Origin of the sequence: Streptomyces sp. NBC_00207 (assembly GCF_045160965.1) — a bacterium.
In the GTDB taxonomy this organism is placed as follows: Bacteria; Actinomycetota; Actinomycetes; order Streptomycetales; family Streptomycetaceae; genus Streptomyces.
The window spans coordinates 643,489-663,542 of record NZ_CP130715.1 but is presented as its reverse complement, the minus strand read 5'-3'; the positions used below and the strand labels follow the sequence as shown (position 1 = coordinate 663,542).

The window sequence follows — 20,054 nt, the reverse complement described above, 5'->3', positions numbered from 1 at the left end:
ACGGGGCGTCCGGACCCGACCCGGTGGCGAGTGAGCGATCATGCTGGTGTGGTGGAGTTCGGTTCGGGCACGGAGGGTACGACAATGGAGGCTGTGCGGGGGGCGGAGTTGGTGACGGTCGCGAGTCTGGTCGAGGCGGCGACCCAGGCGCAGGGCGGCGCACTGTGGCGACTGAAAGGCATCGACCGGCAGCTGGACGCGAACCTGGTGCGCCACCTGCCCGGGACCGGCGGGGCGGCGCACACCGAGGACGAGGTCGACGTGATGCTGGTCGTCGTCGCGGGCGCCGGCACCCTCACCCTCGACGGTACCCAGTCAGAGCTGTCCCCCGGATTCCTCGGCCTGCTGCCCCGCGGCACATCCCGGGCGCTGCTGGCCGGCCCCGAGGGACTGCTCGTCCTGACGGTGCACCGCAGGCGCCGCGGAATGCGCATCGGACGGACCACCCCTGCTGCTGCGCCCCAGCCGTGCGCGGTGCACCTGGTGTGCGACCGGTGCCACAAGCACGCGATCGAGGCGGACGCCCGCTACTGCAGCGGCTGTGGCGCGGCGCTGGCCGGCCGCCCCGCAGCTTGACCTCTGGCCATGGCCCACCGAGCCCCCGGCACGCTGGGCGGCCGCGGCCCCCTCGTCCGCACTGGGTCCGGCAGGCCTGATCACCGTCGGCGGATGTGCACGCGGTCCGTTTCGCGGGCCGTTCTCAGCGGCGGCGGCCGTCGGGGGAGCGGGGCGGGATGTAGGTGTGGCTGTATACGGGGGAGTACTTGTCGAGGCGGGCCCGCCGCCGGGCGCTCTCCTCCACTCGGAGTCCGTCGAGGTTCTTCGTCCGGGTGGCTTTGTCGCGCCAGAGGAGGAATGCCACCAACGTGACGACGGGCAGACCGAAATACGCGTAGACGGTGATCATGCCGTTCAACAGAGCCCCCTGGTGAAGATCAGCAAGTGTGTTGAGTTTGCAGGCGAGTTGGTGTCGGGGTCAAGGAATTCGGGGCGCGCCGCGGCGGCGACCCGCCCTTCACGCGCGCCGGATGACGTCGAGCGGGTCGCGTGGATGTCGGTGGTGCCTCAGGTCGGATCAGGCCGGATCAGGCCGCCGACCGGGACCGGAGCGACGCGGCCGGCTGTCCCGTATGTGCTGGTCACGGCGCTGACCTGGTGCGGGAAATCGCGTAGCCGTTGCGTTCGCGGCGCCGGTATCGTCCGGTCTCAGACCAGCCGTGCGTCAGCGGCCTTCCACGTTCAGAGAGCGATTCACATGACCAGCCGGCGAGTTACGACGACCCTGTGGCGCCCCACCGGCCCTACGGAGTTGGACCTGGTCCGCGAGCTGAACTGGCGTGCTTGGCCGCCCCGGCTCCCCGAGCAGCCGATCTTCTACCCGGTTCTCAACGAGGACTACGCGATCAAGATCGCGAGGGACTGGAACGTGAAGCACAGCGGTGTCGGCTACGTGACCCAGTTCGAGGTCGAGTCGGAGTTCTTGAGCCGGTACCCCGTCCAGCAGGCCGGGGGACGGACCATCCTCGAGCTGTGGGTTCCGGCCGAGGAGCTGGACGACTTCAACGCGCACATCGTCGGCGAGATCCAGGTCGTCCACGAGTTCCGCTGAGGCAGGGCGGCTTGCCGACGGGGCGGGCCGTCCCGTTGCGGCGATCCCTTCGTGGCCTGCGGGCCGGGCACTGCCCGGCAAGCGCAACGGCGGCATCGTATGGAAGCGCCACGAAGGTGCCGTGTCCATCCCGGGAGGCTCGACTCGCGTGTTCGGCCGCAAGGCCCTGCCGAAGGGCAAGTCGATCAATAATTGGCCAGCGACCTGCCTGCACGGTTGAGAGGAGCCCTTGATGACCACACCGCGGGACTTGTTGATCATTGCCATGGACATGGGGTCGAGCAGCCCCGTCGGACAGGGCGACCTGTCGCTCGCGCTCGCCGGGGCCGAGGTGATCGACCTCCTCGCAGCCCGGGCCGTCAGGCTGGACGGGGATCTCATCGTGCCGGGGGACCGGCCCGCGCTGGCTGATCGCCTCCTGGAGGAGGCCGCCGCGTCGCTCGTTCGGGAGGTGCCCTACGAGTCGGTCGCCGACTGGCTGTGGCGCAGGGGCCGCGACCTGGCCGCGGCCTACCAGGCCGAGCTCGAGGCGGAAGGGCAGCTCGTCCGGCACGGCCGTCGCGGGATCTCCTTCCGGGCCGGCGAACTGGTGCTGGCCGATTCGCCCGACCGCCGTCGGGCTGCGGACCGCTTGGCATCGGATGAACCCGTCCTCGCCTTCCTCGCGGAGGCCGTACGGGTGCGCGGCGAGCGGACCGGAGAATCTCCCGACGTGACGGAAGTGGCGGACGTGGCGGACGAGGCCGTCGCGACGGTGCTGGCCGCCGTCGACGACGCTCTGGTGGAACTGGCGGCGGTACGGCAACGTCGAGCCATCGAGGACGCGGCCTTCGACAACATCTGGCGAGGCGGCGTCGGATGACGCCGGAGCCTTCCCCGAGAAGGCCGTCGCTCTGATCGGGTCGGAGCAGGTCGGAGCACGTCGGAAAGGCCGTGGAGAAGAGCTGCCGCGCGCCCCTCGGGGGAGGCTCTCACGGGAAAACTCCCGAAAGGTATTCGCGATGGTATTCATCGGTGCATACTCGGGGCATGGCAGATACGACTGTGAAGATCGACTCGGCGACCCGGGACCGGTTCGCCGCGGTGGCCGCCGCCCACGGCAAGAGCGTGCGCGCCTACCTGGCGGAGCTGGCCATCGAGCAGGAGAACCAGCTCGCCCTCGGCCGGGCGACCGTCGCGTTCCGTGACGCCGTCGGCCAGCCGGGCATCGCGGAGGCGTTCGACCGCGAGTTCGGCGGGCCGCCTCCGTCCGCGAGCGCGCACCGGGCAGCCTGATCTTGGACCTGCACATCGACATTCGCTGGCTTCTGGACCGCCAGGAGGAACTCCTCGGCAATGAGCTGGGAGTCCAGGACTACTCCGGTCTCGTGGCCGCGGTCGCGCGGCACCGCGTGAACACCCCGGCGCTGGCGACCGACGAGCCCGACGCGTACTGGCGGTCAGCGGCGCTGCTGGAGCAGATCGTGCTGCTGCGCCCACTGCCGGCCAGGAACGAGTACTTCGGCTACGGCGTGGCGGTGGCCTACATCAGGGCCTCCGGCAAGGACGTGGAGACGACCTTCGAACCCTGGCGCGACCTGATCACCGACATCCGAACGCTGCGCCTGACCGTCTACGAGGTGGCCGACCGGCTGCGCTCGATGCGTCAAGGCTCCTGACCGCCGCAGAAGGTGCCCGGGGGTAGAGGGGGGACCGGCCGACCCGACCGGGCAGGTGCCAGGCCGGGCCGGGTGGGACGGGTCGGACGGTCGGTAGGACGCGTCAGCCCACCGGGGTGAAGTCCTGCGAGGCGATGTATCCGGGGCGGCGCACCGGCGCGGCGAAGGGCTTCGACGGGCGGTTCTCGACGCTGTTGAACACGAGGAACACATTGCTGCGCGGGTAGGGCGTGATGTTGTCACCCGAGCCGTGCATCGCGTTGCAGTCGAACCAGGTGGCCGAGCCCGCATTGCCCGTGAAGAGCCTGATGCCGCAGGCCGAGGCGAACTTGGTCAGCGCCTCGTCCGACGGGGTGCCGGCATCCTGCATCAGGAGGGACTGCTTGTAGTTGTCCTTCGGCGTCGCGCCGGCGCAGCCCAGGAAGCTCCGGTGGGAGCCGGGCATGATCATCAGGCCGCCGTTGGTGGCGTGGTTCGGCGTCAGCGCGATGGACACCGACACGGTGCGCATGTGCGGCAGGCCGTCTTCGGCGTGCCAGGTCTCGAAGTCGGAGTGCCAGTAGAAGCCGCTGGCGCCGAACCCGGGCTTGACGTTGATCCGGGACTGGTGCACGTACACCTCGGATCCCAGGATCTGTCGCGCCCGCCCCACGACGCGAGGATCGGCGGCGAGGGCCGCGAACACCTCGCTGATCCTGTGGACCTCGAAAACGGAGCGTACTTCGCGCGACTTCGGCTCCACGATGGACCGCTCGTCGGCCAGCGTCGAGGGGTCGCGCAGCAGCCGGTCCATCTCGTCCCGGTAGACGGTCACCTCGTCGGGCGTGATGAGTTCGTCGACGGACAGGAAACCGTCGCGCTCGAAGCTCTCCAGCTCGTGGGCCCACAGGGGGCCCGCGGTGCCGGGCTCGGACCAGACGACGGGGTCCACGCGGCCGATGAGCACCTCCTCGGAGCCGCGGGTCGGATACAGGTCGTTCACCGTGCGGGTGGGTGCGTAGGTCATGGCGGTGCCTGCCTCTCCTCTCTGTGCGTTGTCCGTACGTCAGCCGTGCTGGTGGTGGTCGGGCTCGGTGAGCAGCGGGTACACGCCGTTCTCGTCGTGGTCCTCCCGGCCGGTCACGGGCGGGTTGAAGACGCAGAGGCAGCGGAACTCGTGCTTCACGCGCAGGGTGTGCCGCTCGTGGCCGTCGAGGAGGTACATGGTTCCCGGCGTGATCGTGTACGTCCGGCCCGTTTCCTCGTCCGTGAGCTCGGCCTCCCCCTCCGTGCAGACCACGGCCTCCACGTGGTTCGCGTACCACATGGACGTCTCCGTGCCGGCGTACAGGACCGTCTCGTGCAGGGAGAAGCCGACACGTTCCCTGGCAAGAACGATGCGCTTGCTCTCCCAGGTGCCGGACGCGGCCCTGACGTGGCGGTCGGTTCCCTCGATGTCCCGGAACGAGCGGACGATCATGGTGGTGCCCTTCGTGGTGTGAGCTGGTGCCGGTCAGGCGGCTTCGCGGATGGAGCGGGCGAGGACGGCGAGTCCCTCTTCGAGTTCGTCGCCGGTGACGGTCAGCGGCGGGAGCAGCTTCACGACCTCGCCCTCCGGGCCCGAGGTCTCGACGAGGAGGCCGTGCTCGAAGGCCCTCCGGCACACCTCCGCGGCGCGCTCCTTCCGGGTGAACTCGATGCCCCAGGCCAGGCCGCGGCCCCGGTACGTCGCGCCCAGCCGGCCGTGTTCGGCGCACAGCTCGCGCAGCGCACTCTCGACGCGCGCACCCTGGACGAGGGTCCGCTCGCGCAGGGTGTTGTCGCCCCAGTACGTCTCCAGGGCCGCGGTCGCGGTGACGAAGGCCGGGTTGTTCCCGCGGAAGGTGCCGTTGTGCTCACCCGGCTCCCACAGGTCCAGCTCGGGCTTGAACAGGCACAGGGACATGGGGAGTCCGTAGCCGCTGATGGACTTGGACAGCGTGACGATGTCGGGCGTGATCCCCGCCTCCTCGAAGGAGAAGAACTCGCCGGTGCGGCCGCAGCCCATCTGGATGTCGTCGACGATCAGCAGCATGTCGCGGCGCCGGCACAGGTCCGCGAGGGCGCGGAGCCATTCCGCGCGGGCCACGTTGATCCCGCCCTCGCCCTGGATCGTCTCGACGATGACGGCCGCCGGATGGTTCAGGCCGGATCCCTGGTCCTCGAGCAGGCGCTCGAACCAGAGGAAGTCGGGGGTCCGGCCCCCGAGGTAGTTGTCGAAGGGCATCGGCGTGCCGTGGACCAGGGGAATGCCGGCGCCGGCCCGTTTGAAGGCGTTGCCCGTGACGGCGAGAGAGCCGAGAGACATGCCGTGGAAGGCGTTGGTGAAGGACACGACCGACTCGCGGCCCTTGGCCTTGCGGGCCAACTTGAGCGCCGCTTCGACGGCGTTGGTCCCTGTGGGGCCCGGGAACATCACCTTGTAGGGCAGGGCGCGGGGTTCGAGGACGTGGGACCGGAAGGTCTCGAGGAAGGCCCTCTTGGCGGTCGTCGACATGTCGAGCGCGTGCGTGATGCCGTCCCGCTCCAGGTAGTCGAGCAGGGCCCGCTTGAGGACGGGGTTGTTGTGGCCGTAGTTCAGGGACCCGGCGCCCGCGAAGAAGTCCAGGTAGCCGCGGCCGTGTTCGTCGTACAGCCGGCTTCCCGTGGCGCGCTCGAAGACGACGGGCCAGGCGCGGCAGTAGCTGCGCACCTCGGACTCGACGGTCTCGAAGACGGACAGGACCGGCTCGGTCATGGTCAAGGCAACTCTCCAATGGGTGTGGGGGTGTGGGGGTGTTCGGTGCGGAGCGGCGTTGGGGTGATGGCCCTGGATCAGAAGCGGAGCGGCCCGATGCGGTGCAGGACCTCCGGGGCGTGGCCGTCGTCCGGGAACTCTTCTGCGGCGAACAACACCTCGCGCGTCAGCGTGGCGCCGTGCCGTGCGGCGTACGAGGCGAACAGCCGCTCCGACGCGCGGTTTCCGGGAGAGACGGTGGTCTCCAGGCAGCTCAATCCGTGTTCCGCCGCGACACGGGCGGAGAGGCCGTCGAGCAGGGCGCCGGCGATTCCCTGGCCGCGGACGGATTCGTCGACGGCGATCTGCCAGACGAGCAGCGTCCCGGGGCTGTCCGGCCGCAGGTATCCGCTGACGAAACCGACGGCACACCCGGCCCCGTCGCGGGCCACCGCGGACGTGCCGGCGAAGTCGCGGCACCAGAGGAGGTAGCTGTAGGCCGAGTTGAGGTCCAGCGTCCTGGAGTCGCGGGCGAGGCGCCACAGCAGGGGGCCGTCACCTGGTCGGGGTCGGTCGATGTGTGTCGTCGAGGTGGTCGGGGTCGCAGTGGGCGGCGGGGTCTTCCTGTATCGGGCCAGTTCTGCATGAGCAGTCATGCGGGCCGAAGTTACCCAGGGATGGAGCAAATTGCATGGGCCTGAGGGGTTACGGAGGCAGGATGTCCCGTGATATTTGCAGACGCCATCGTGGGGCCGTGAAATGCCAGCGGCGCGCCCGTGTTCTTGTGAAAAATGCTGACATTTCCACCGCACCCCTCATTCTATAACGAGCGGATAACGTCTTTGCTCTGTCTCATATTTGCCACTTGAATGTGATGTCTTCGTCGGCTGGTCAGGGGTTTCGTTCGCAGCTGCGCGGTTATACGCGAGGCTCGCGGCCCGTGGGGCGGTGTGCCCGCCGGCGTCCGGCGAGGCTCATCTCGTGAAGTTCCCGTTCGGCGACCACCCGGAAGGGGGTCGGCGGGCGGCCGGTGAGGCGTTGGACGGTGTCGGTGGTGCGGTCCTCGGCTCCCTCGGCGATGGCGCGGTCCATGGCGGCCAGCATCGCGGCGAACTCCGGCGGGATCACCGTGGCCAGACGGTCGCGCATGTCCTCGTAGGGCAGGGGGTGGTGGACCACCGGGCGGCCGGTGACCTGGGTGAGGATCCTGGCGATGTCGTCGTGGCTGAGTGTCTCCGGCCCGGTCAGGACCAGGTCCGAGTTGGGCGCCCGGTCGTTCGTCAGGGCGTGTACGGCGACGGCGGCGATGTCGTCGGCGTCGACGAATCCGACCCGGCCGGTCCCGGCCGCCGTCCGGATGACCCCGTCGTCGCGGATGCCGTCGGCGTGGGCGTGCGCGCCGGTGAAGTTCTGCATGAACCAGGAAGGCCGCAGTACCGCCCACTGCTCGAACAGGCCGGGCATGGCCTGGTGCACCGCCCCCACCGCCGGGCCGCCCTCGGGGATGGCCGAGGAACTGAGGAGAACGGCGCGGCGAACGCCGGCGGCGCGGGCCTCCCGGAGGAAGGGTGTCATGACCGCGGCGGGGTCCGGGTCGCCGATGGGCGGGACGAGGTAGGCCCGGTCGACTCCGGCGAGGGCGTCGCCGAACGTGGTGGGGTCGTACCAGTCGAAGCGGACCGGTTCCGCTCCCGGGAGCGGGGTGGCTCGACGGCCGGCGGCCTTGACGCGGTGGCCGGCGGCGATCAGCTGCGCGGCCGTCCGGCCGCCCGTGGTGCCGGTGGCGCCGATGACCAGGGTGGTTCCGGTGGATCCGGTGGTTTTGTTGAGGGTCATCGGGTGCTGCTCCCCGTGAAGTCCATCGCCGGCGTCTGGACGGCGAGGGGGTTCCAGTAATCGCGGTACGAGGTGAAGCGTTCGTCCTGGACGGTCACGACGGCGATGTACGTCATGTCGAAGGGGTCGCCCGTCGGGACCAGGCGGCCCACGCCGCGCATCTCGACGACGATGGTTCCGGGGTCGGTGCTCTCGTGGATCCGCACGTCGGGGAAATCGTGCAGGTCGATGTGGTCGGGGTAGTCGCGCATGTAGGCGGCGATGGCTTCCCTGCCCTCCAGCCGTTCGGGCCAGCCCGGGGGAGCGAAGGGGAACTCCATCACGCCGTCGTCGGCCCACAGGGCGACCCAGCCGGGTATGTCCTTGGCCAGGAGCAGGCGCAGGCTGTGGCGATAGAGATCCGCCGGTGCGGTGGTCGTGGGCATGGGGTACTCCGTCCCGTACGATACGGACCAGTGGTCCGCTTTCTTCGTGAACGATACGGACCGCCGGTCCGCATCGCAACCGGAGGATCTCGATGACCGAACAGCGCAGCCCGCGCAAGGACGCAGCCCGTAACCGGGCCGCCGTCTTCGCCGCCGCCGACACCCTCTTCGCCCACTGCCGGAGCCCCGAGGACGTGACGATGGCCGACATCGCGGCAGCGGCCGGCGTCGGCAAGGGAACGCTCTTCCGCGCTTTCGGCGACCGCACCGGGCTGATCGGCGCGCTGTACGAGGCACGGCTCGAACCGGTCAGGAACGCCGTCGAGGACGGTCCGGCACCGCTGGGGCCCGCCACCCCGCCGCTCCAGCGCGTGCCCGCCCTGCTGGACGCCGTCCTGTGCTTCAAACTCGACAACCGCCACCTCGCCCTGGCCCTCGAGGGAACCGGCGCGGACAGCCCCTACCGGACCGCACACTACGAGCGGTGGCACACCCTGCTCCGGGACCTGCTGGAACAGATCCCGGGCCCGGCCGACACCGGGTTCACCGCACACGCCCTGCTCGCCGCCACCCGGGCCGACCTCGTCGCCTACCTGGCCGGCGACAAGGGCGTGCCCCGCGAGGAACTGCGGGAGCAGCTGGCCGAGTTCACCGCCGGGATCCTCGAGACCCGCACCCGACGAGGACCTGCCGACGAACGGTGACGCTGCCGCACCGGTACAGGGCGGACCAACGCACTTGACCCTCACCAGCGGGTCAGGGGTTAGCGTCTCCGGACCCCGCCCGGCGCCGATCCTGGAGGCCCGTATGACGACCACAGCCCTGCCCGGCACCGCCCTGGAGATCCGGCTCGCTTCGGTACCCGAAGGCCTTCCCGAACCCCGGCACTTCACCCTGTCCCGGACCTCGCTGGCCGCACCCGGTCCCGGCCAAGTGCTGGTGCGCAACCGGTACTTCCTGGTCTTCCCCGGCCTGCGCACGCTCATCGGCGGCCGGACCCGGGGTCTTCCGCTGCCGTCCCTGGCCGCCGGGGACGCCCTCTTCGGCCCCGCCGTCGGCGAGGTCGTCGCCGCGCCGGGTGGCGGGCCGCTGAAGCCCCGGGGACACCGTCGTGCACCTGGCCGGATGGCGCGACCACGCGCTGGTGCCCGCCGCCGACGCGGTCCCCGCAGGCGGCGCCCTGCCCACACCGGTCGCACACCTGGCCCAGGGGGCGGCCCCGTACGGAGCGCTGACCCGGCTGGCCCGGGTCCGCCCCGGCGACACCGTCCTCATCACGGGGGCGGCCGGTGCGGTCGGCACCCTGGCCGGGCAGATCGCCCGCCTGCTGGGCGCCGCGACGGTCATCGGCACCACCCGCTCTGCCCACAAGGCCGACCGGCTCGTACGGCAGCTGGGCTACGACCGGGTCCTGGTGGCCGGCCCCGGACAGCCGCCGTTCGCCGAGCAGTTGGGGGCCGCGGCCCCCGACGGGCCGGACGTCGTCCTGGACACCGTCGGCGGGGACCAGCTGACCGCCGCGCTGGACGCCGCCCGCCCCGGAGCCCGTGTGGCCCTGGTCGGTGCGCTGGCCGGACAGATGTCCCCCGCCGCGGCCGGAGGGAGGTCGCCCGCCGAGATCGACACCTTCGGCCTGGTGGTGCGCGGGATCACCTTGAGCGGATACGCCGGGGCCGACCATCCCGGCGTACAGGACGAGTGGACCCGCCGCTTCGGCGACTGGCTGCGCTCGGGTCAGATCAGCTTCCCATACACGGAGATCGAGGGAATGCAGCGGGCCCGCACCGCGTTGCCCGAACTGATCACCGGCCGCCATTTCGGGGCGGTGGTCGTACGGTTGTAGGCGAGGACCGAGCGGGGTGCGGAGGAGTGCGGATCGGTGACGCGGCGGCGGCCGCGGGAACCACGGCGCGGGCGCTGCGCCTGTACGAGGAGCGCGGCCTGTTGCCCCCCGTCGCCCGTACCCCGTCCGGCCAGCGCCGGTACGCGGACACCGACGTGGCGCTGGTCCGGATGATCCGTGAGCTGCTCTCCCTCGGCCTCACCATCGAGGATCTGCGCACCCGCGCGGACCGGCTGCCGCTGCTGACCCGGGACCCGGCACCCGCCTGTGGTTCGGTCGACGAGGACGGGAGCGGCGGCAGCGGCCTCGCGCCGGTCGTCGACCGGCGCATCGCCGCCCTGGACGCCGAGATCGCCCGACTGACCCGGCGCCGCGACGAGTTGGCCCGGCGCGCCCGGCCGGCGCCCTGATCCGTGCCGGCCGCGGCGTGCCTCCGACTGGCGGGCCGGCCGCGGCGACCGGGCGGCCCCCGACGGTGGCCGGTCTACCGCCCGGCGGGTGCGGTCAGGGTGTGCAGCCGGGCGCGGAGGGCGGTGAGCCGGACGCGCAGCCGCTGCGGCGGCGTGGGTGGCAGGCCGCGGGAAGTGCCGCGCGCGTAGTACCGCTCGACGTAGTACTGGCCCCCGCTCAGTACGGTCGTGACGGCGACGTACCAGAGGGTGGCGACCATCAGCAGCGGGATGACCTGGTAGTTCTGGTTGTAGACCAGCTGCACCGAGTAGAGCAGGTCGTGTACCGCCAGCACGCTGACGATGCTGGTGCCCTTGAGCGTGCCGATCAGCATGTTCCCTGCGGTCGGCACGATCGACCGCATCGCCTGCGGGACGACGATCCGGCGCAGGGTCCGGCGCCTGCTCAGCCCCAGCGCCTGCGCGGCCTCGGTCTGGCCGGGATCCACGGAGAGGATGCCGCCGCGCACCACCTCGGCGGCGTACGCGGACTCGTGCAGGGTCAGGCCGATGACGGCCGTGAGGGTCGGGCCGAGCAGGTTCACCGTCTTGACGGTGAAGAGCTGGGGGCCGTACGGGATGCCGAGGCCGAGCGTCGGGTAAAGGGCGCCGATGTTGAACCAGAACAGCAGCTGCACCAGCAGTGGCGTGGACCGGAATATCCACACGTAGCCCCAACTCAGAGTCCGTAGAACCGGATTCGCGGAGAGCCGCATCACCGCCAGCACCGTCCCGAACAGGAAGCCGAGCACCATCACCGCGCCGGTCAGCCACAGGGTGAGCAGCAGCCCGTCGAGCACGGCAGCGGTGGTGAAGTACCTTCCCACCACGTCCCACTGGAAGGCTTCGTTGCGCACGACGGAAGCCAGCACCATCGCGAAGACCAGCAGCGCGGCGGCAGCGGACAGCCGGCGGCCGATGCGCCGGCGCGGCACGATCGGCGGCAGCTCGTCCCCGGAAGTGCCGTGCGCCCCCGAGCGTTTCGCCAGGGGGCCGGCCGCCCCGGCGCGAGCGGCGATGGTGTCGGAGACGTCGGAGATATCGGGAGGGGTGGCCATGGGGAGGCTCTCCAGGGGAGGGGGCGTGGGCGTGGACCATCCGGCGGCACGGCGCGCGAAAGCACGGCACGGGCTCCGTGCGGACACGGTGCTGCCGGGAAGGGGTACTCGAGTCGTCACGCTCCCCGCGTCCCTCAACGCGGGCGGAGGGGCTTCCGTGTGGGCGGAGCCGCTCCGCCGTCGATCGTATGTGCCAACGGCCCGGCTGTGTCAACCACGCGAGGCCCGGCCGGCCGAGGCCGTCCGCCATCCGGGCCGTTGCTTGACGAAGAGCAGCATGTACTGCTCAATTAGTCGCATGAATGCCCATCAGCGCTTGGTCTCGCGCGACTACATCGACTTCGGTCGGGTGTGGTCCGCGGCGTGTTGCGCCTGACGCGGCAGCGGGCTGTCTGATCGGCCCTTCCCTCCCTCGGTGACCCCGTCGCGGGCCGAGATCCCCCTTCGCACCACCACCGGGCGCGGGCAGCGAGCCGTACGAGAGCGCGCTGCCGCGGGCCCGGGCGTGCGCTGCCGCCGCCCCGATCCTCCCGACGCCCCGCGTCGTCACGCCAGCACCGCCCCGCATGTGTGGATGTGACGTTCCATCATTCTTCGCTGCAGCACGGGCTGTTCCGCCATGCCCGCGTGCACGATCCATCGCCCCTTCCGAAAGGCCACCCCATGCCCGTGGAGTTCCTCGGCATCGCCGCGACCAACGACGGCTCCGAAACCACCGCGCGATCCGGCGCCGCCTTCGACAAGGAGTACACGCTCCGGCTCGCCCGGGCGCACGAGGACCACGGCTGGGACCGTGTGCTGTTCGCCTACGGCTCCGGATCCCCGGACCCCGCGCCGGCGGCCGCGTACATCGCGAGCAGGCTGGACCACCTGCAGATCCTGCTCGCCCACCGGCCCAACGTCTCCTACCCCACCTACGCCGCCAAGACCTTCGCCACCCTGGACCAGATCAGCGAGGGCCGCCTGACCGTCCACTTCATCACCGGCGGCAACGACCACGAGCAGGGCCGCGAGGGCGACATCCTCACCAAGGACGAGCGCTACGCCCGCACCCGCGAGTACATCCGGATCGTCAAGAAGATCTGGACCACCCGCGAGCCCTTCGACCACGAGGGCGAGCACTACCGCTTCCATGACTTCGTCAGCGACGTCTTCCCGGTCCAGCAGCCGCGTCCCGACGTCTCGTTCGGCGGTTCCTCACCCGCCGCGTACGCCGCCGGCGGCGCGGAGGCCGACATCTACTGCCTGTGGGGCGAGCCGCTCGCGAAGACCGCCGAGCAGATCGAGGCCGTCAAGGCCGCCGCGAAGGCCGCGGGCCGCACCGACGTGCCCCGCATCCAGGTCGCGTTCCGCCCGATCATCGCCCCGACCGAGGAACTGGCCTGGGAGAAGGCCCACCGCACGGTCGGCGCCATCAAGCAGCGGCGGAAGGCGGGCCTCGTACGACACCACCGCAACGGCGTCCTGGAGACCGCGGGGCCCCAGAACACCGGTTCACAGCGGCTGATCGCCATAGCCGAGGCGGGGGAGCGCTACGACAGGGCGCTGTGGACCCCGACCGCCGCCGCCACCGGCGGCGCGGGCAACTCCAACGCGCTGGTCGGCACCCCGGAGACGGTCGCGCAGGCACTGCTGGACTACCACGACCTCGGCGTCGACGTCCTCTCGGCCCGCGGCTACGACCTGCTGGGCGACGCCGTCGACTTCGGCCGGCACGTGATCCCGCTCGTCCGTGAGGAGGTCGCGAAGCGTGACGCGGAGCGCGCGGCACTCGACACCCACCAGGCCCTCACGCCGGCTCGCGGGTGACCTCCGCCGCACGCACGCTCCGCCCACATTCCGGCCCGCCCACATTCCGCCCCACATTCCGCCACGCCCCGCAACGGAAAGGCCTTCCCGCTGTGAACCTCCCCGGGAACGGGATCCGCAACCGCCTGCACACCGCCGCCGCCCTCGCCCTCCTGCCCTTCCTGGTGCTGACCGCCTGCGGCTCCGGTGGCGGAACCCCGGCCGTGGCGGGCGCGCAGGTGTCCTCCGCACCGGCCGACGACCCCGTCGCCGGCGTACAGACCGTGGACTCGATCGCCGCCCTGCTGCCCGCCGACGTCCGCAAGGCGGGCACCCTGCGGGTCGGCAGCTCCGTCGGGTCCCCTCCCGCGGCGTACTACCCGAACGGGCAGGACAAGCCGCCCGCCGGCCAGGACATCGACATCGCCGACGCGGTGGCCAAGGTCCTCGGCGTGAAGCTGGAGCGCCAGGACGCCTCCTTCGAGACGATCCTGCCCGCTCTCGGCAGCGGCAAGTACGACTTCGGCACGGGCAACTTCGGTGTCACCACCGAACGCCTGAAGACCATCGACTTCGTCACCTACATCAACGACGGGCAGGGGTTCGCGGTCAAGACGGGCAGCACCACCCTGACCACGCAGGTCTCCGACCTCACCCAGCTGTGCGGACTGACCATCGGTACCGGCGCGGGCACGACGTTCGAGAAGACCCTCACCGCCCAGCGCGGTGTCTGCGCCGCGGCCGGCAAGAAGCCCTACGAGGTGAAGGTCTTCTCCGAGACCGGGGCCGTCACCACCGCCCTGCAGCAGGGCCGGATCGACGTCGTCATGTCGACGATCAACGGCCTGCGCCACCAGGCCGCACAGCCCGCCGCGCAGACCGCCTTCCTCGGCGAGTACCACCGCCTCGACGTCGGCTTCGCCTTCAAGAAGGGCTCCCCGCTTGCTCCCGCCCTCCAGGCCGCCGTCAACGAGCTGATCAAGAACGGCACTTACGCGAGGATCCTGCAGAAGTGGGGCACCACCGCCTCGGCGATCGACACGTCGCAGATCAATCCGGCCGAGCACACGTGAGGGGCGAGCCCGTGAGCGACGTCATGGTCGACGTGCGCGGCGTTCACAAGAGCTTCGGGCCGTTGGAGGTGCTGCGCGGCGTCGACCTGTTGGTCCGCGCCGGCGAAGTCACCGTGATCCTCGGCCCCTCCGGCTCGGGGAAGTCCACGCTCCTGCGCACCATCAACCATCTGGAGAAGGTCGACCGCGGCTGGATCAGCGTCGACGGCGATCTCATCGGTTACCGCAACTCCCGTGGCAAGCTGTACGAGTTGAAGGAGAGGGAGGTTCTGAGGCAGCGCACCCGCATCGGGTTCGTCTTTCAGAACTTCAACCTCTTCCCGCACCTCACCGTGCTGGACAACCTGGTCGAGGCACCGGTCTCCGTGCTGGACCGCCCAAGGGGGGAGGCGGAGGGGACGGCCCGCCGGCTGCTGGACCGCGTCGGCCTCTCCGACAAGGCCGACGCCTATCCGCTTCAGTTGTCCGGCGGGCAGCAGCAGCGCGTGGCCATCGCCCGCGCGCTCGCCCTAGAACCCAAGGTACTGCTCTTCGACGAGCCGACGTCGGCGCTCGACCCGGAGCTGGTCGGCGAGGTCCTCGACGTCATCAAGGACCTCGCCCGCGCCGGAACCACCATGATCGTCGTGACGCACGAGATCGGCTTCGCCCGCGAGGTCGCCGACACCGTCGTGTTCATGGACGCCGGAGCCGTCGTCGAACAGGGGCCGCCCGCGGCCGTCCTGGACGACCCGCGGCAGGCCCGCACCCGCGCCTTCCTCTCCAAGGTCCTCTGACCGTGGGCGTGGCTCGTCACGGGAAGAGGGTGTGCTCCCGCAACATCGGGGCCGGACGGCCGCCGGGGGTCTCGGCGGACCTCGCGGACGGCTCGTCGAGGCCCGCGACCGGGTTCGGCCTCCCGGGAACCGGGAGGCCGGCCAGCTTACTTGGCGCCGAGACCGGCGTCGGAGACCTCGGGCTTGCCGGCGGCCTTCAGCACCTTGTTCAGGAGCGTCAGGTCGTAGATGCCGGCGAGGTCGGGCTGCTCGATGAGCTTGGCCTTGACCGCCCAGTCCGACTGGGTCTTCAGCGTGGAGGCCAGCGGGTCGTCCGTGACCGTGAAGCTCGGCCATGCCGGGTCGATGACCTTCGCGTCGAGCGGCTTGCCGCCCTCCGCCTCGAGCCTGGCGTTGGCGGAGGCCTTCGCCTTGTCCTGGTTGGCGTGGATCCAGTCGTTGGTCTTCACCGTGCCGCGCAGTACGGCCTCGACGACGTCGGGGTGCTCCTTGAGGAACTTCTGGGACACGATGATGTTCGTGATCACGAACTTCTTGTCGGGCCACAGGGAGGTCTCGTCGAGGAGGACGCTGCCGCCGTCGGAGACGAGCTTGGAGGCCGTGGGCTCCGGGACCCAGGCGCCGTCGATCGAGCCCTGCTTGAAGGCGTCGGGGGTGACCTTGTTGTCGGTGCGGACGACGGAGACGTCGCCCTTGCCGGACTCGGGGTCGACCTTCCAGCCCTTCTCGGAGATCCAGTTGAGGAAGGCGACGTCCTGCGTGTTCCCCTTCTGCGGGGTGGCGATCTTCTTGCCCTTGAGGTCGTCCAGGGTCTTGATCTTGTCCGGGTTCACGACCAGCTTCACGCCGCCCGAGGCGGAGCCGGAGATGATCCGCAGGTTGGAGCCCTTGGACTTGACGTAGCCGTTGATCGAGGGGGAGGGGCCGATGAAGCCGATGTCGAGAGAGCCGCCGTTGAGGGCTTCGATCTCGGACGGGCCGGCGTTGAAGGACTGCGGCTTGATCTTGGTGCCGTTCAGTTCCTTCTCGATCAGGCCCTCCTGCAGGCCGACCAGCGCGGTGGCGTGCGTCAGGTTCGGGAAGTAGCCGATGCGGACCTCGGAGGCCGACAGCTTCTTGCCGTCGGTGGCCGCGACGTTGGCGGCCTTGTCGCCCTCGTCCTTCTTCGCCGCGGAACCGTAGCCGCAGGCGGTGAGCAGGAGGGGAAGGGTTGCGGTGACGGCGATGGCGCGCAGGGCGGTGAGCGGTCTTGCGGCAGACACGGAGGTGTCCTTTCACGGGATGGTGTTCGAGGAGATACGGGGACGGAGTCGGGGCGACGCGAAGCCATCGGCACACACGGAAGCGACTCCCGGCCATCGGTGGCCGTGGCCGTGGCCGTGGTGGTGTCGCTGTCGCAGGCCGGGGGACGGACATCGGACGCCCGCGCTCGAAGGCACGCGATCGGTCGGGTCGGCCGGGGGGCCCGCCCGGCCGACGGGAACGGAGCGGGGCAGCGCCCCGTGGTGACCTGTGCGGGGAGCCAGGCCCGGCGAAGGGTGTCAGCCGGCCTGACAGATGGCGCTGGACGTACGGACCAGGTCGATGTGCCGGCGGGAGGTCAGAGGCAGCATCCGGCCTGCGTGGTGCAGTGTTCGCACGGCCACCTCCCTGGATTCCTAGTTTTCCCACCTGGTTGGTAGGCATATTGGCAGAGGCGGAGACGCGCCCCAAGAGCCTGACCGCATGGTGGACACCGAAATCTCGACATACGAGAAACAGCAGGTGGGGGTGGGGGCGCAGATCAGGGATTGGTCCAGGCGCCGGGGGGGTCGGCCAGTGCCGACACGTCAGCGGGCAGGTCGGAGGACGCGACGTCGGCGAGGGTCACGCCGTCGAGGATCTCGCGCACATTGGCCCGCAGTGCGATCCACAGGGGGAGCAGCGCCTGGGCGGGGCCGGTGTAGGACAGGTCCGGCGGGCGGACCCCGCGCACCGAGACGAGCGGTCCGTCCACGACGCGGATCACATCCGCGATGCTGATGGACCGGGCGGGCTTGGCCAGCCGGTAGCCGCCGTTGCCGCCTCGCTGGCTGAGCACGAGACCGCCCCGGCGCATGTCGTTCAGGATGCCCTCGAGGAACTTGTGCGGGATGTCCTGGGCGTCGGCGATGGCCTCCGCCTTCACCGGCCCGTCGTCCTGCGACGCGGCAAGCTGCAGCGCGGCACGTACCGCATAGTCCGCCCTGGCTGAGATCCGCATGTGGATATTATCTGGCATGGCCGGGGCCGGTGTCCGCCGCAGGTGGCGGCCGGCTGCCGGGAAGGTGCGCGTACCCGGCAGCCGGGGGCTCGGGTCGCGGGCCCGCGACCCGAGCTGCGCCCTTTGTCAGCGGAAGGCCGCCACCGCGCGGTGGGAGCCGTTGAGGTAGTGCTCGCCGATGGAGCGCAGGCGGTGCGCGACCGGGCGGTGGGCCGTCAGGACCCGGGCGTTGCGCCAGAACCGGTCCAGGCCGGGCGCGTCGGCGAGTTCCAGCACCCGGGCGGTGATGCGCAGGGCGGCCTTCGACGTCACGGCCTCGGCCGTGGCGACCAGCGCGGCGACGCCCGCGGCTCCCTCCGCGTCGAGGTGCGGGCCGGTTTCGAGGGCCTGCGCCATCACGTCCGTCGCCCGGTCGACCACGGCGGTGGCCGTCTGGGCGGCGGAGGCGAGTTCCCCGTACGTCAGGAAGAGGTCCGGGTCCTCGCCGGGCAGCCGGTGTGCGCGGCCGCCCCTGCTGAGGTCGCGCGCTTCGGTGAGGGCGCCCTCGGCGATGCCGAGGCCGACGTGGCACAGGGCGAGCCGCAGCGCCGGCTCCGCGAGCGCGGTGAAGGGTGCGGTCGACTCCTCGTCGTGCGGCCGGCGGCCCAGCACCTGCTCGGGCGTGATGGTGACCCGGTCGAGGACGACATCGCCCGCGCCGGCGACGCGCTGCCCGAGGCGGTCGTGGGCCGGTTCGACGGTCACGCCCCGTGCGCCGGGTGGGATCCGTACGACCAGGACGTCACCGTTCGCGGCGTAGACGGCGTCGACCACGATCTGGTCGGCCGTGGCCACCGCCGTGTCCACGGCCCGGCGCCCGCTCAGCACGTAGCCGGTGGCGTGCCGCCTCAGGGTGAGGTCCGGTCCATCGGCGTCGTCGTCGGGCCAGGGCGTGCGGACCGCTCCGGTCCACAGCCACCGTTCGCGCACCGACTCCTCTTCGAGGGCGGCCGCCTGCTGGTGACTCCCGTAGAAGCGTCCGCTCCACGCGTGCACGTAGTGGCGGGCGAGTACGTCGCCGACAGAGCTGTCCGCCGCGGCGATCTCCCGTATGACGGCGCATCCGGTACGCCAGTCCGCCCCGCGGCCCGGCCCGGGCGGGGTGAGGGCCGCCGGCAGGCCCGCCTCGCGCAGCCGGGCCGTCTCGTCGGTCGGAGGCTTGGCCGCCTGGTCGCGGACGATGGCGTCCGCGGCGAGGTCCTCCGCCACGTCGCGGGCGGTACGCAGGAGCGTGCGGCGCTGCTCGTCCACGGGGCGGCGGCCGGCGGTGCCCGGTGTCGTCGGCGCGGGCGTCACCGGCAGGCCCGGGCGCCGCTGCGTGGTGCGGGGGCTGGGTGGACAGCGGTGCCATGGGGGACGGCGGTGGTCATGTCGGCTACTCCGGAAGGTTGTTGGGTGGCGTCAGCCGGTGGTGGCGATCGAATCCCCACCTTTCCCATCGGATTGATAGGGATACTTGCCGGAAGCGGCCTTCCCGGCAAGGCCATGACCGAATGATGGACGGATCCATCTCGAGATGAAAGACGCTGCAGGTCAGCGGCCCTCTGTGGACATATTTCCTATGCAATCAGTAGGGAAGTATTGACGCGTGCCCATCGCGCACCTCACGATGTGGCCATGTCCCCGTCGCAGCCGTTGCTCGTACGCCGCAGGCACGTTGACTTCCGTCGCGTCGCCAGCGCGGTCTGCCGACCTGTTTAGGGCTTCTTCGCCAGGGCGTTTCCCCGCCGCGCGCCGGTGTTCCGGCTGCCGCTTCCCGCTGTGCGTCGCGCTTCCTCCGTGACCCCGCTCCTTTGAGCCGTACGGGTCCGTCCTGCGTGCGACGCGCCGGTTCTCCCGGTCGCATCCGGAAGCCGTCGCGGAGACCCATGCCCCGTCGTGGCCGAACACCCGGCATCCGTACCTGACTCCGAGCAGCCGAAGGGGCTCATCATGACCACCGCAATTCCCGCACCCGCCATCCGCCGTCCCCCGGCCCCGCGCCTCCAGCTGGTCGGGGACCGTCCGCCCGTCGTCCCCGGCAACGGGACCGACGGCGGCCGCGTCGCCTACCTCGTGTTCCTGCCGGCGAACGTCGACCCGGTGGCGGTGATGACGGCGCACGGCATACGCCCGGAGATCCGCCCCCTCGAGCCCGGGACGCCTCCGGCCCCCGAGCCGGAGCCGGCCTCCCGCCCCAGCCCCGTCCGGCACGGCGATGCCATCCGGGTCGACCGCGCACGCCGGCTGGTCGAAGTCGACGGGCGCGAACTGGAGCTCACCTACCTGGAGTTCGACCTCCTGGACCACCTCGTGACCCATCCCTACACGGTGCACACGCGTGATGCCCTGATCTCGGGCATCTGGGGCTACGGGCACTTCGGCGACGGCCGTACGGTCGACGTCCACGTGGCCCGGCTGCGCCGCAAGCTCGGTCCCGCCCACCGGGGCCGCATCTCCACCGTGCGCCGCGTCGGCTACAAGTACGTTCCCGACCACCAGTAGCCGGAATATTTCATCGGAAGGCGTTGTGTGTACGGCCGAT

24 protein-coding genes and 1 pseudogene are annotated in these 20,054 nt (G+C 70.9%); 13 read left to right on the top strand and 12 right to left on the bottom strand.

What is annotated here, in order from left to right; translation table 11 throughout:
* Positions 1-84: 84 nt before the first annotated feature.
* Positions 85-576 (top strand): cupin domain-containing protein, encoded by a 492-nt coding sequence (locus OG472_RS03470; RefSeq protein WP_401602558.1) that lies wholly within the window; start codon positions 85-87, stop codon positions 574-576.
* A 124-nt stretch (positions 577-700) separates the two neighbouring features.
* On the opposite strand, the gene OG472_RS03465 is transcribed toward OG472_RS03470, so the two are convergent.
* Positions 701-916, bottom strand: a complete 216-nt coding sequence (locus OG472_RS03465) for a hypothetical protein (protein ID WP_401602556.1) — start codon at positions 914-916, stop codon at positions 701-703.
* A gap of 339 nt (positions 917-1,255) precedes the next feature.
* On the opposite strand from OG472_RS03465, the gene OG472_RS03460 reads away from it, so the two are divergent.
* The 4 genes from OG472_RS03460 (at position 1,256) to OG472_RS03445 (ending at position 3,267) form a co-directional block, all read left to right on the top strand.
* Positions 1,256-1,609, top strand: coding sequence for a hypothetical protein (locus tag OG472_RS03460; RefSeq protein ID WP_405827647.1), 354 nt, complete (start codon positions 1,256-1,258; stop codon positions 1,607-1,609).
* 232 nt (positions 1,610-1,841) lie between these two features.
* Complete coding sequence (locus OG472_RS03455) at positions 1,842-2,471, top strand: GPP34 family phosphoprotein (RefSeq protein ID WP_405827645.1); 630 nt, start codon at positions 1,842-1,844, stop codon at positions 2,469-2,471.
* 167 nt (positions 2,472-2,638) lie between these two features.
* A complete protein-coding gene (locus OG472_RS03450; RefSeq protein WP_401602552.1) occupies positions 2,639-2,884 on the top strand; it encodes an antitoxin MazE7 in 246 nt (81 codons plus the stop codon).
* Between the two features lie 2 nt (positions 2,885-2,886).
* Positions 2,887-3,267, top strand: coding sequence for a toxin Doc (locus OG472_RS03445; RefSeq protein ID WP_401602551.1), 381 nt, complete (start codon positions 2,887-2,889; stop codon positions 3,265-3,267).
* A gap of 103 nt (positions 3,268-3,370) precedes the next feature.
* On the opposite strand, the gene thpD is transcribed toward OG472_RS03445, so the two are convergent.
* The 6 genes from thpD to OG472_RS03415 form a co-directional block, all read right to left on the bottom strand.
* Complete coding sequence (thpD, locus tag OG472_RS03440; RefSeq protein ID WP_405827644.1) at positions 3,371-4,273, bottom strand: ectoine hydroxylase; 903 nt, start codon at positions 4,271-4,273, stop codon at positions 3,371-3,373.
* 39 nt (positions 4,274-4,312) lie between these two features.
* The gene (locus tag OG472_RS03435; RefSeq protein ID WP_401602547.1) at positions 4,313-4,726 is read right to left on the bottom strand and encodes an ectoine synthase; all 414 of its coding nucleotides are present in this window, start codon (positions 4,724-4,726) and stop codon (positions 4,313-4,315) included.
* 33 nt (positions 4,727-4,759) lie between these two features.
* A complete protein-coding gene (gene ectB / locus OG472_RS03430; protein WP_401602545.1) occupies positions 4,760-6,028 on the bottom strand; it encodes a diaminobutyrate--2-oxoglutarate transaminase in 1,269 nt (422 codons plus the stop codon).
* Positions 6,029-6,099: 71 nt separating this feature from the next.
* Complete coding sequence (gene ectA / locus OG472_RS03425; RefSeq protein WP_405827642.1) at positions 6,100-6,657, bottom strand: diaminobutyrate acetyltransferase; 558 nt, start codon at positions 6,655-6,657, stop codon at positions 6,100-6,102.
* Between the two features lie 262 nt (positions 6,658-6,919).
* The gene (locus OG472_RS03420) at positions 6,920-7,837 is read right to left on the bottom strand and encodes an NAD(P)H-binding protein (protein ID WP_405827641.1); all 918 of its coding nucleotides are present in this window, start codon (positions 7,835-7,837) and stop codon (positions 6,920-6,922) included.
* Positions 7,834-8,262, bottom strand: a complete 429-nt coding sequence (locus tag OG472_RS03415) for a nuclear transport factor 2 family protein (RefSeq protein ID WP_405827639.1) — start codon at positions 8,260-8,262, stop codon at positions 7,834-7,836. Before OG472_RS03415 ends, OG472_RS03420 begins: the two co-directional genes overlap by 4 nt.
* Before the next feature lie 92 nt (positions 8,263-8,354).
* On the opposite strand from OG472_RS03415, the gene OG472_RS03410 reads away from it, so the two are divergent.
* The 3 genes and pseudogenes from OG472_RS03410 (at position 8,355) to OG472_RS03400 (ending at position 10,515) form a co-directional block, all read left to right on the top strand.
* The gene (locus OG472_RS03410; RefSeq protein WP_405827637.1) at positions 8,355-8,966 is read left to right on the top strand and encodes a TetR/AcrR family transcriptional regulator; all 612 of its coding nucleotides are present in this window, start codon (positions 8,355-8,357) and stop codon (positions 8,964-8,966) included.
* 103 nt (positions 8,967-9,069) lie between these two features.
* A pseudogene (locus tag OG472_RS03405) lies at positions 9,070-10,105 on the top strand (MDR family NADP-dependent oxidoreductase).
* Between the two features lie 26 nt (positions 10,106-10,131).
* Positions 10,132-10,515 (top strand): MerR family transcriptional regulator, encoded by a 384-nt coding sequence (locus OG472_RS03400; protein WP_401602536.1) that lies wholly within the window; start codon positions 10,132-10,134, stop codon positions 10,513-10,515.
* A 74-nt stretch (positions 10,516-10,589) separates the two neighbouring features.
* Here OG472_RS03400 and OG472_RS03395 read toward each other — a convergent pair whose 3' ends face one another.
* Positions 10,590-11,612, bottom strand: a complete 1,023-nt coding sequence (locus OG472_RS03395; RefSeq protein ID WP_401602534.1) for an amino acid ABC transporter permease — start codon at positions 11,610-11,612, stop codon at positions 10,590-10,592.
* Positions 11,613-12,275: 663 nt separating this feature from the next.
* Between OG472_RS03395 and OG472_RS03390 the strand changes: the two genes are divergently transcribed.
* The 3 genes from OG472_RS03390 (at position 12,276) to OG472_RS03380 (ending at position 15,249) form a co-directional block, all read left to right on the top strand.
* Positions 12,276-13,421, top strand: a complete 1,146-nt coding sequence (locus OG472_RS03390; protein WP_401602532.1) for an LLM class flavin-dependent oxidoreductase — start codon at positions 12,276-12,278, stop codon at positions 13,419-13,421.
* A 92-nt stretch (positions 13,422-13,513) separates the two neighbouring features.
* Complete coding sequence (locus tag OG472_RS03385; protein ID WP_401602530.1) at positions 13,514-14,473, top strand: ABC transporter substrate-binding protein; 960 nt, start codon at positions 13,514-13,516, stop codon at positions 14,471-14,473.
* Positions 14,474-14,496: 23 nt separating this feature from the next.
* Positions 14,497-15,249 carry an amino acid ABC transporter ATP-binding protein gene (locus OG472_RS03380; RefSeq protein ID WP_401604455.1) on the top strand — a complete coding sequence of 251 codons (753 nt, stop codon included), beginning with the start codon at positions 14,497-14,499 and terminating at the stop codon, positions 15,247-15,249.
* 146 nt (positions 15,250-15,395) lie between these two features.
* On the opposite strand, the gene OG472_RS03375 is transcribed toward OG472_RS03380, so the two are convergent.
* The 4 genes from OG472_RS03375 to OG472_RS03360 form a co-directional block, all read right to left on the bottom strand.
* Complete coding sequence (locus tag OG472_RS03375) at positions 15,396-16,511, bottom strand: ABC transporter substrate-binding protein (RefSeq protein WP_405827634.1); 1,116 nt, start codon at positions 16,509-16,511, stop codon at positions 15,396-15,398.
* 279 nt (positions 16,512-16,790) lie between these two features.
* The gene (locus OG472_RS03370) at positions 16,791-16,889 is read right to left on the bottom strand and encodes a putative leader peptide (protein WP_383576203.1); all 99 of its coding nucleotides are present in this window, start codon (positions 16,887-16,889) and stop codon (positions 16,791-16,793) included.
* 143 nt (positions 16,890-17,032) lie between these two features.
* The gene (locus OG472_RS03365) at positions 17,033-17,491 is read right to left on the bottom strand and encodes an RrF2 family transcriptional regulator (protein WP_401614308.1); all 459 of its coding nucleotides are present in this window, start codon (positions 17,489-17,491) and stop codon (positions 17,033-17,035) included.
* 126 nt (positions 17,492-17,617) lie between these two features.
* Positions 17,618-18,826, bottom strand: a complete 1,209-nt coding sequence (locus tag OG472_RS03360; protein ID WP_405827632.1) for an acyl-CoA dehydrogenase — start codon at positions 18,824-18,826, stop codon at positions 17,618-17,620.
* A gap of 321 nt (positions 18,827-19,147) precedes the next feature.
* On the opposite strand from OG472_RS03360, the gene OG472_RS03355 reads away from it, so the two are divergent.
* Both OG472_RS03355 and OG472_RS03350 read left to right on the top strand, forming a co-directional pair.
* Positions 19,148-19,231, top strand: a complete 84-nt coding sequence (locus tag OG472_RS03355) for a putative leader peptide (RefSeq protein ID WP_351157052.1) — start codon at positions 19,148-19,150, stop codon at positions 19,229-19,231.
* A gap of 231 nt (positions 19,232-19,462) precedes the next feature.
* The gene (locus OG472_RS03350) at positions 19,463-20,014 is read left to right on the top strand and encodes a winged helix-turn-helix domain-containing protein (protein ID WP_401614312.1); all 552 of its coding nucleotides are present in this window, start codon (positions 19,463-19,465) and stop codon (positions 20,012-20,014) included.
* Positions 20,015-20,054 lie beyond the last annotated feature (40 nt).

What these genes read in the sequence shown, in the direction of transcription:
- OG472_RS03470 (WP_401602558.1), top strand. Translation starts at nt 85, where the DNA reads ATGGAGGCTGTGCGGGGGGCGGAGTTGGTGACGGTCGCGAGTCTGGTC.
- OG472_RS03460 (WP_405827647.1), top strand. Translation starts at nt 1,256, where the DNA reads ATGACCAGCCGGCGAGTTACGACGACCCTGTGGCGCCCCACCGGCCCT.
- OG472_RS03455 (WP_405827645.1), top strand. Translation starts at nt 1,842, where the DNA reads ATGACCACACCGCGGGACTTGTTGATCATTGCCATGGACATGGGGTCG.
- OG472_RS03450 (WP_401602552.1), top strand. Translation starts at nt 2,639, where the DNA reads ATGGCAGATACGACTGTGAAGATCGACTCGGCGACCCGGGACCGGTTC.
- thpD (WP_405827644.1), bottom strand. Translation starts at nt 4,273, where the DNA reads ATGACCTACGCACCCACCCGCACGGTGAACGACCTGTATCCGACCCGC.
- OG472_RS03435 (WP_401602547.1), bottom strand. Translation starts at nt 4,726, where the DNA reads ATGATCGTCCGCTCGTTCCGGGACATCGAGGGAACCGACCGCCACGTC.
- ectA (WP_405827642.1), bottom strand. Translation starts at nt 6,657, where the DNA reads ATGACTGCTCATGCAGAACTGGCCCGATACAGGAAGACCCCGCCGCCC.
- OG472_RS03420 (WP_405827641.1), bottom strand. Translation starts at nt 7,837, where the DNA reads ATGACCCTCAACAAAACCACCGGATCCACCGGAACCACCCTGGTCATC.
- OG472_RS03415 (WP_405827639.1), bottom strand. Translation starts at nt 8,262, where the DNA reads ATGCCCACGACCACCGCACCGGCGGATCTCTATCGCCACAGCCTGCGC.
- OG472_RS03410 (WP_405827637.1), top strand. Translation starts at nt 8,355, where the DNA reads ATGACCGAACAGCGCAGCCCGCGCAAGGACGCAGCCCGTAACCGGGCC.
- OG472_RS03395 (WP_401602534.1), bottom strand. Translation starts at nt 11,612, where the DNA reads ATGGCCACCCCTCCCGATATCTCCGACGTCTCCGACACCATCGCCGCT.
- OG472_RS03390 (WP_401602532.1), top strand. Translation starts at nt 12,276, where the DNA reads ATGCCCGTGGAGTTCCTCGGCATCGCCGCGACCAACGACGGCTCCGAA.
- OG472_RS03380 (WP_401604455.1), top strand. Translation starts at nt 14,497, where the DNA reads ATGGTCGACGTGCGCGGCGTTCACAAGAGCTTCGGGCCGTTGGAGGTG.
- OG472_RS03365 (WP_401614308.1), bottom strand. Translation starts at nt 17,491, where the DNA reads ATGCGGATCTCAGCCAGGGCGGACTATGCGGTACGTGCCGCGCTGCAG.
- OG472_RS03355 (WP_351157052.1), top strand. Translation starts at nt 19,148, where the DNA reads ATGTCCCCGTCGCAGCCGTTGCTCGTACGCCGCAGGCACGTTGACTTC.
- OG472_RS03350 (WP_401614312.1), top strand. Translation starts at nt 19,463, where the DNA reads ATGACCACCGCAATTCCCGCACCCGCCATCCGCCGTCCCCCGGCCCCG.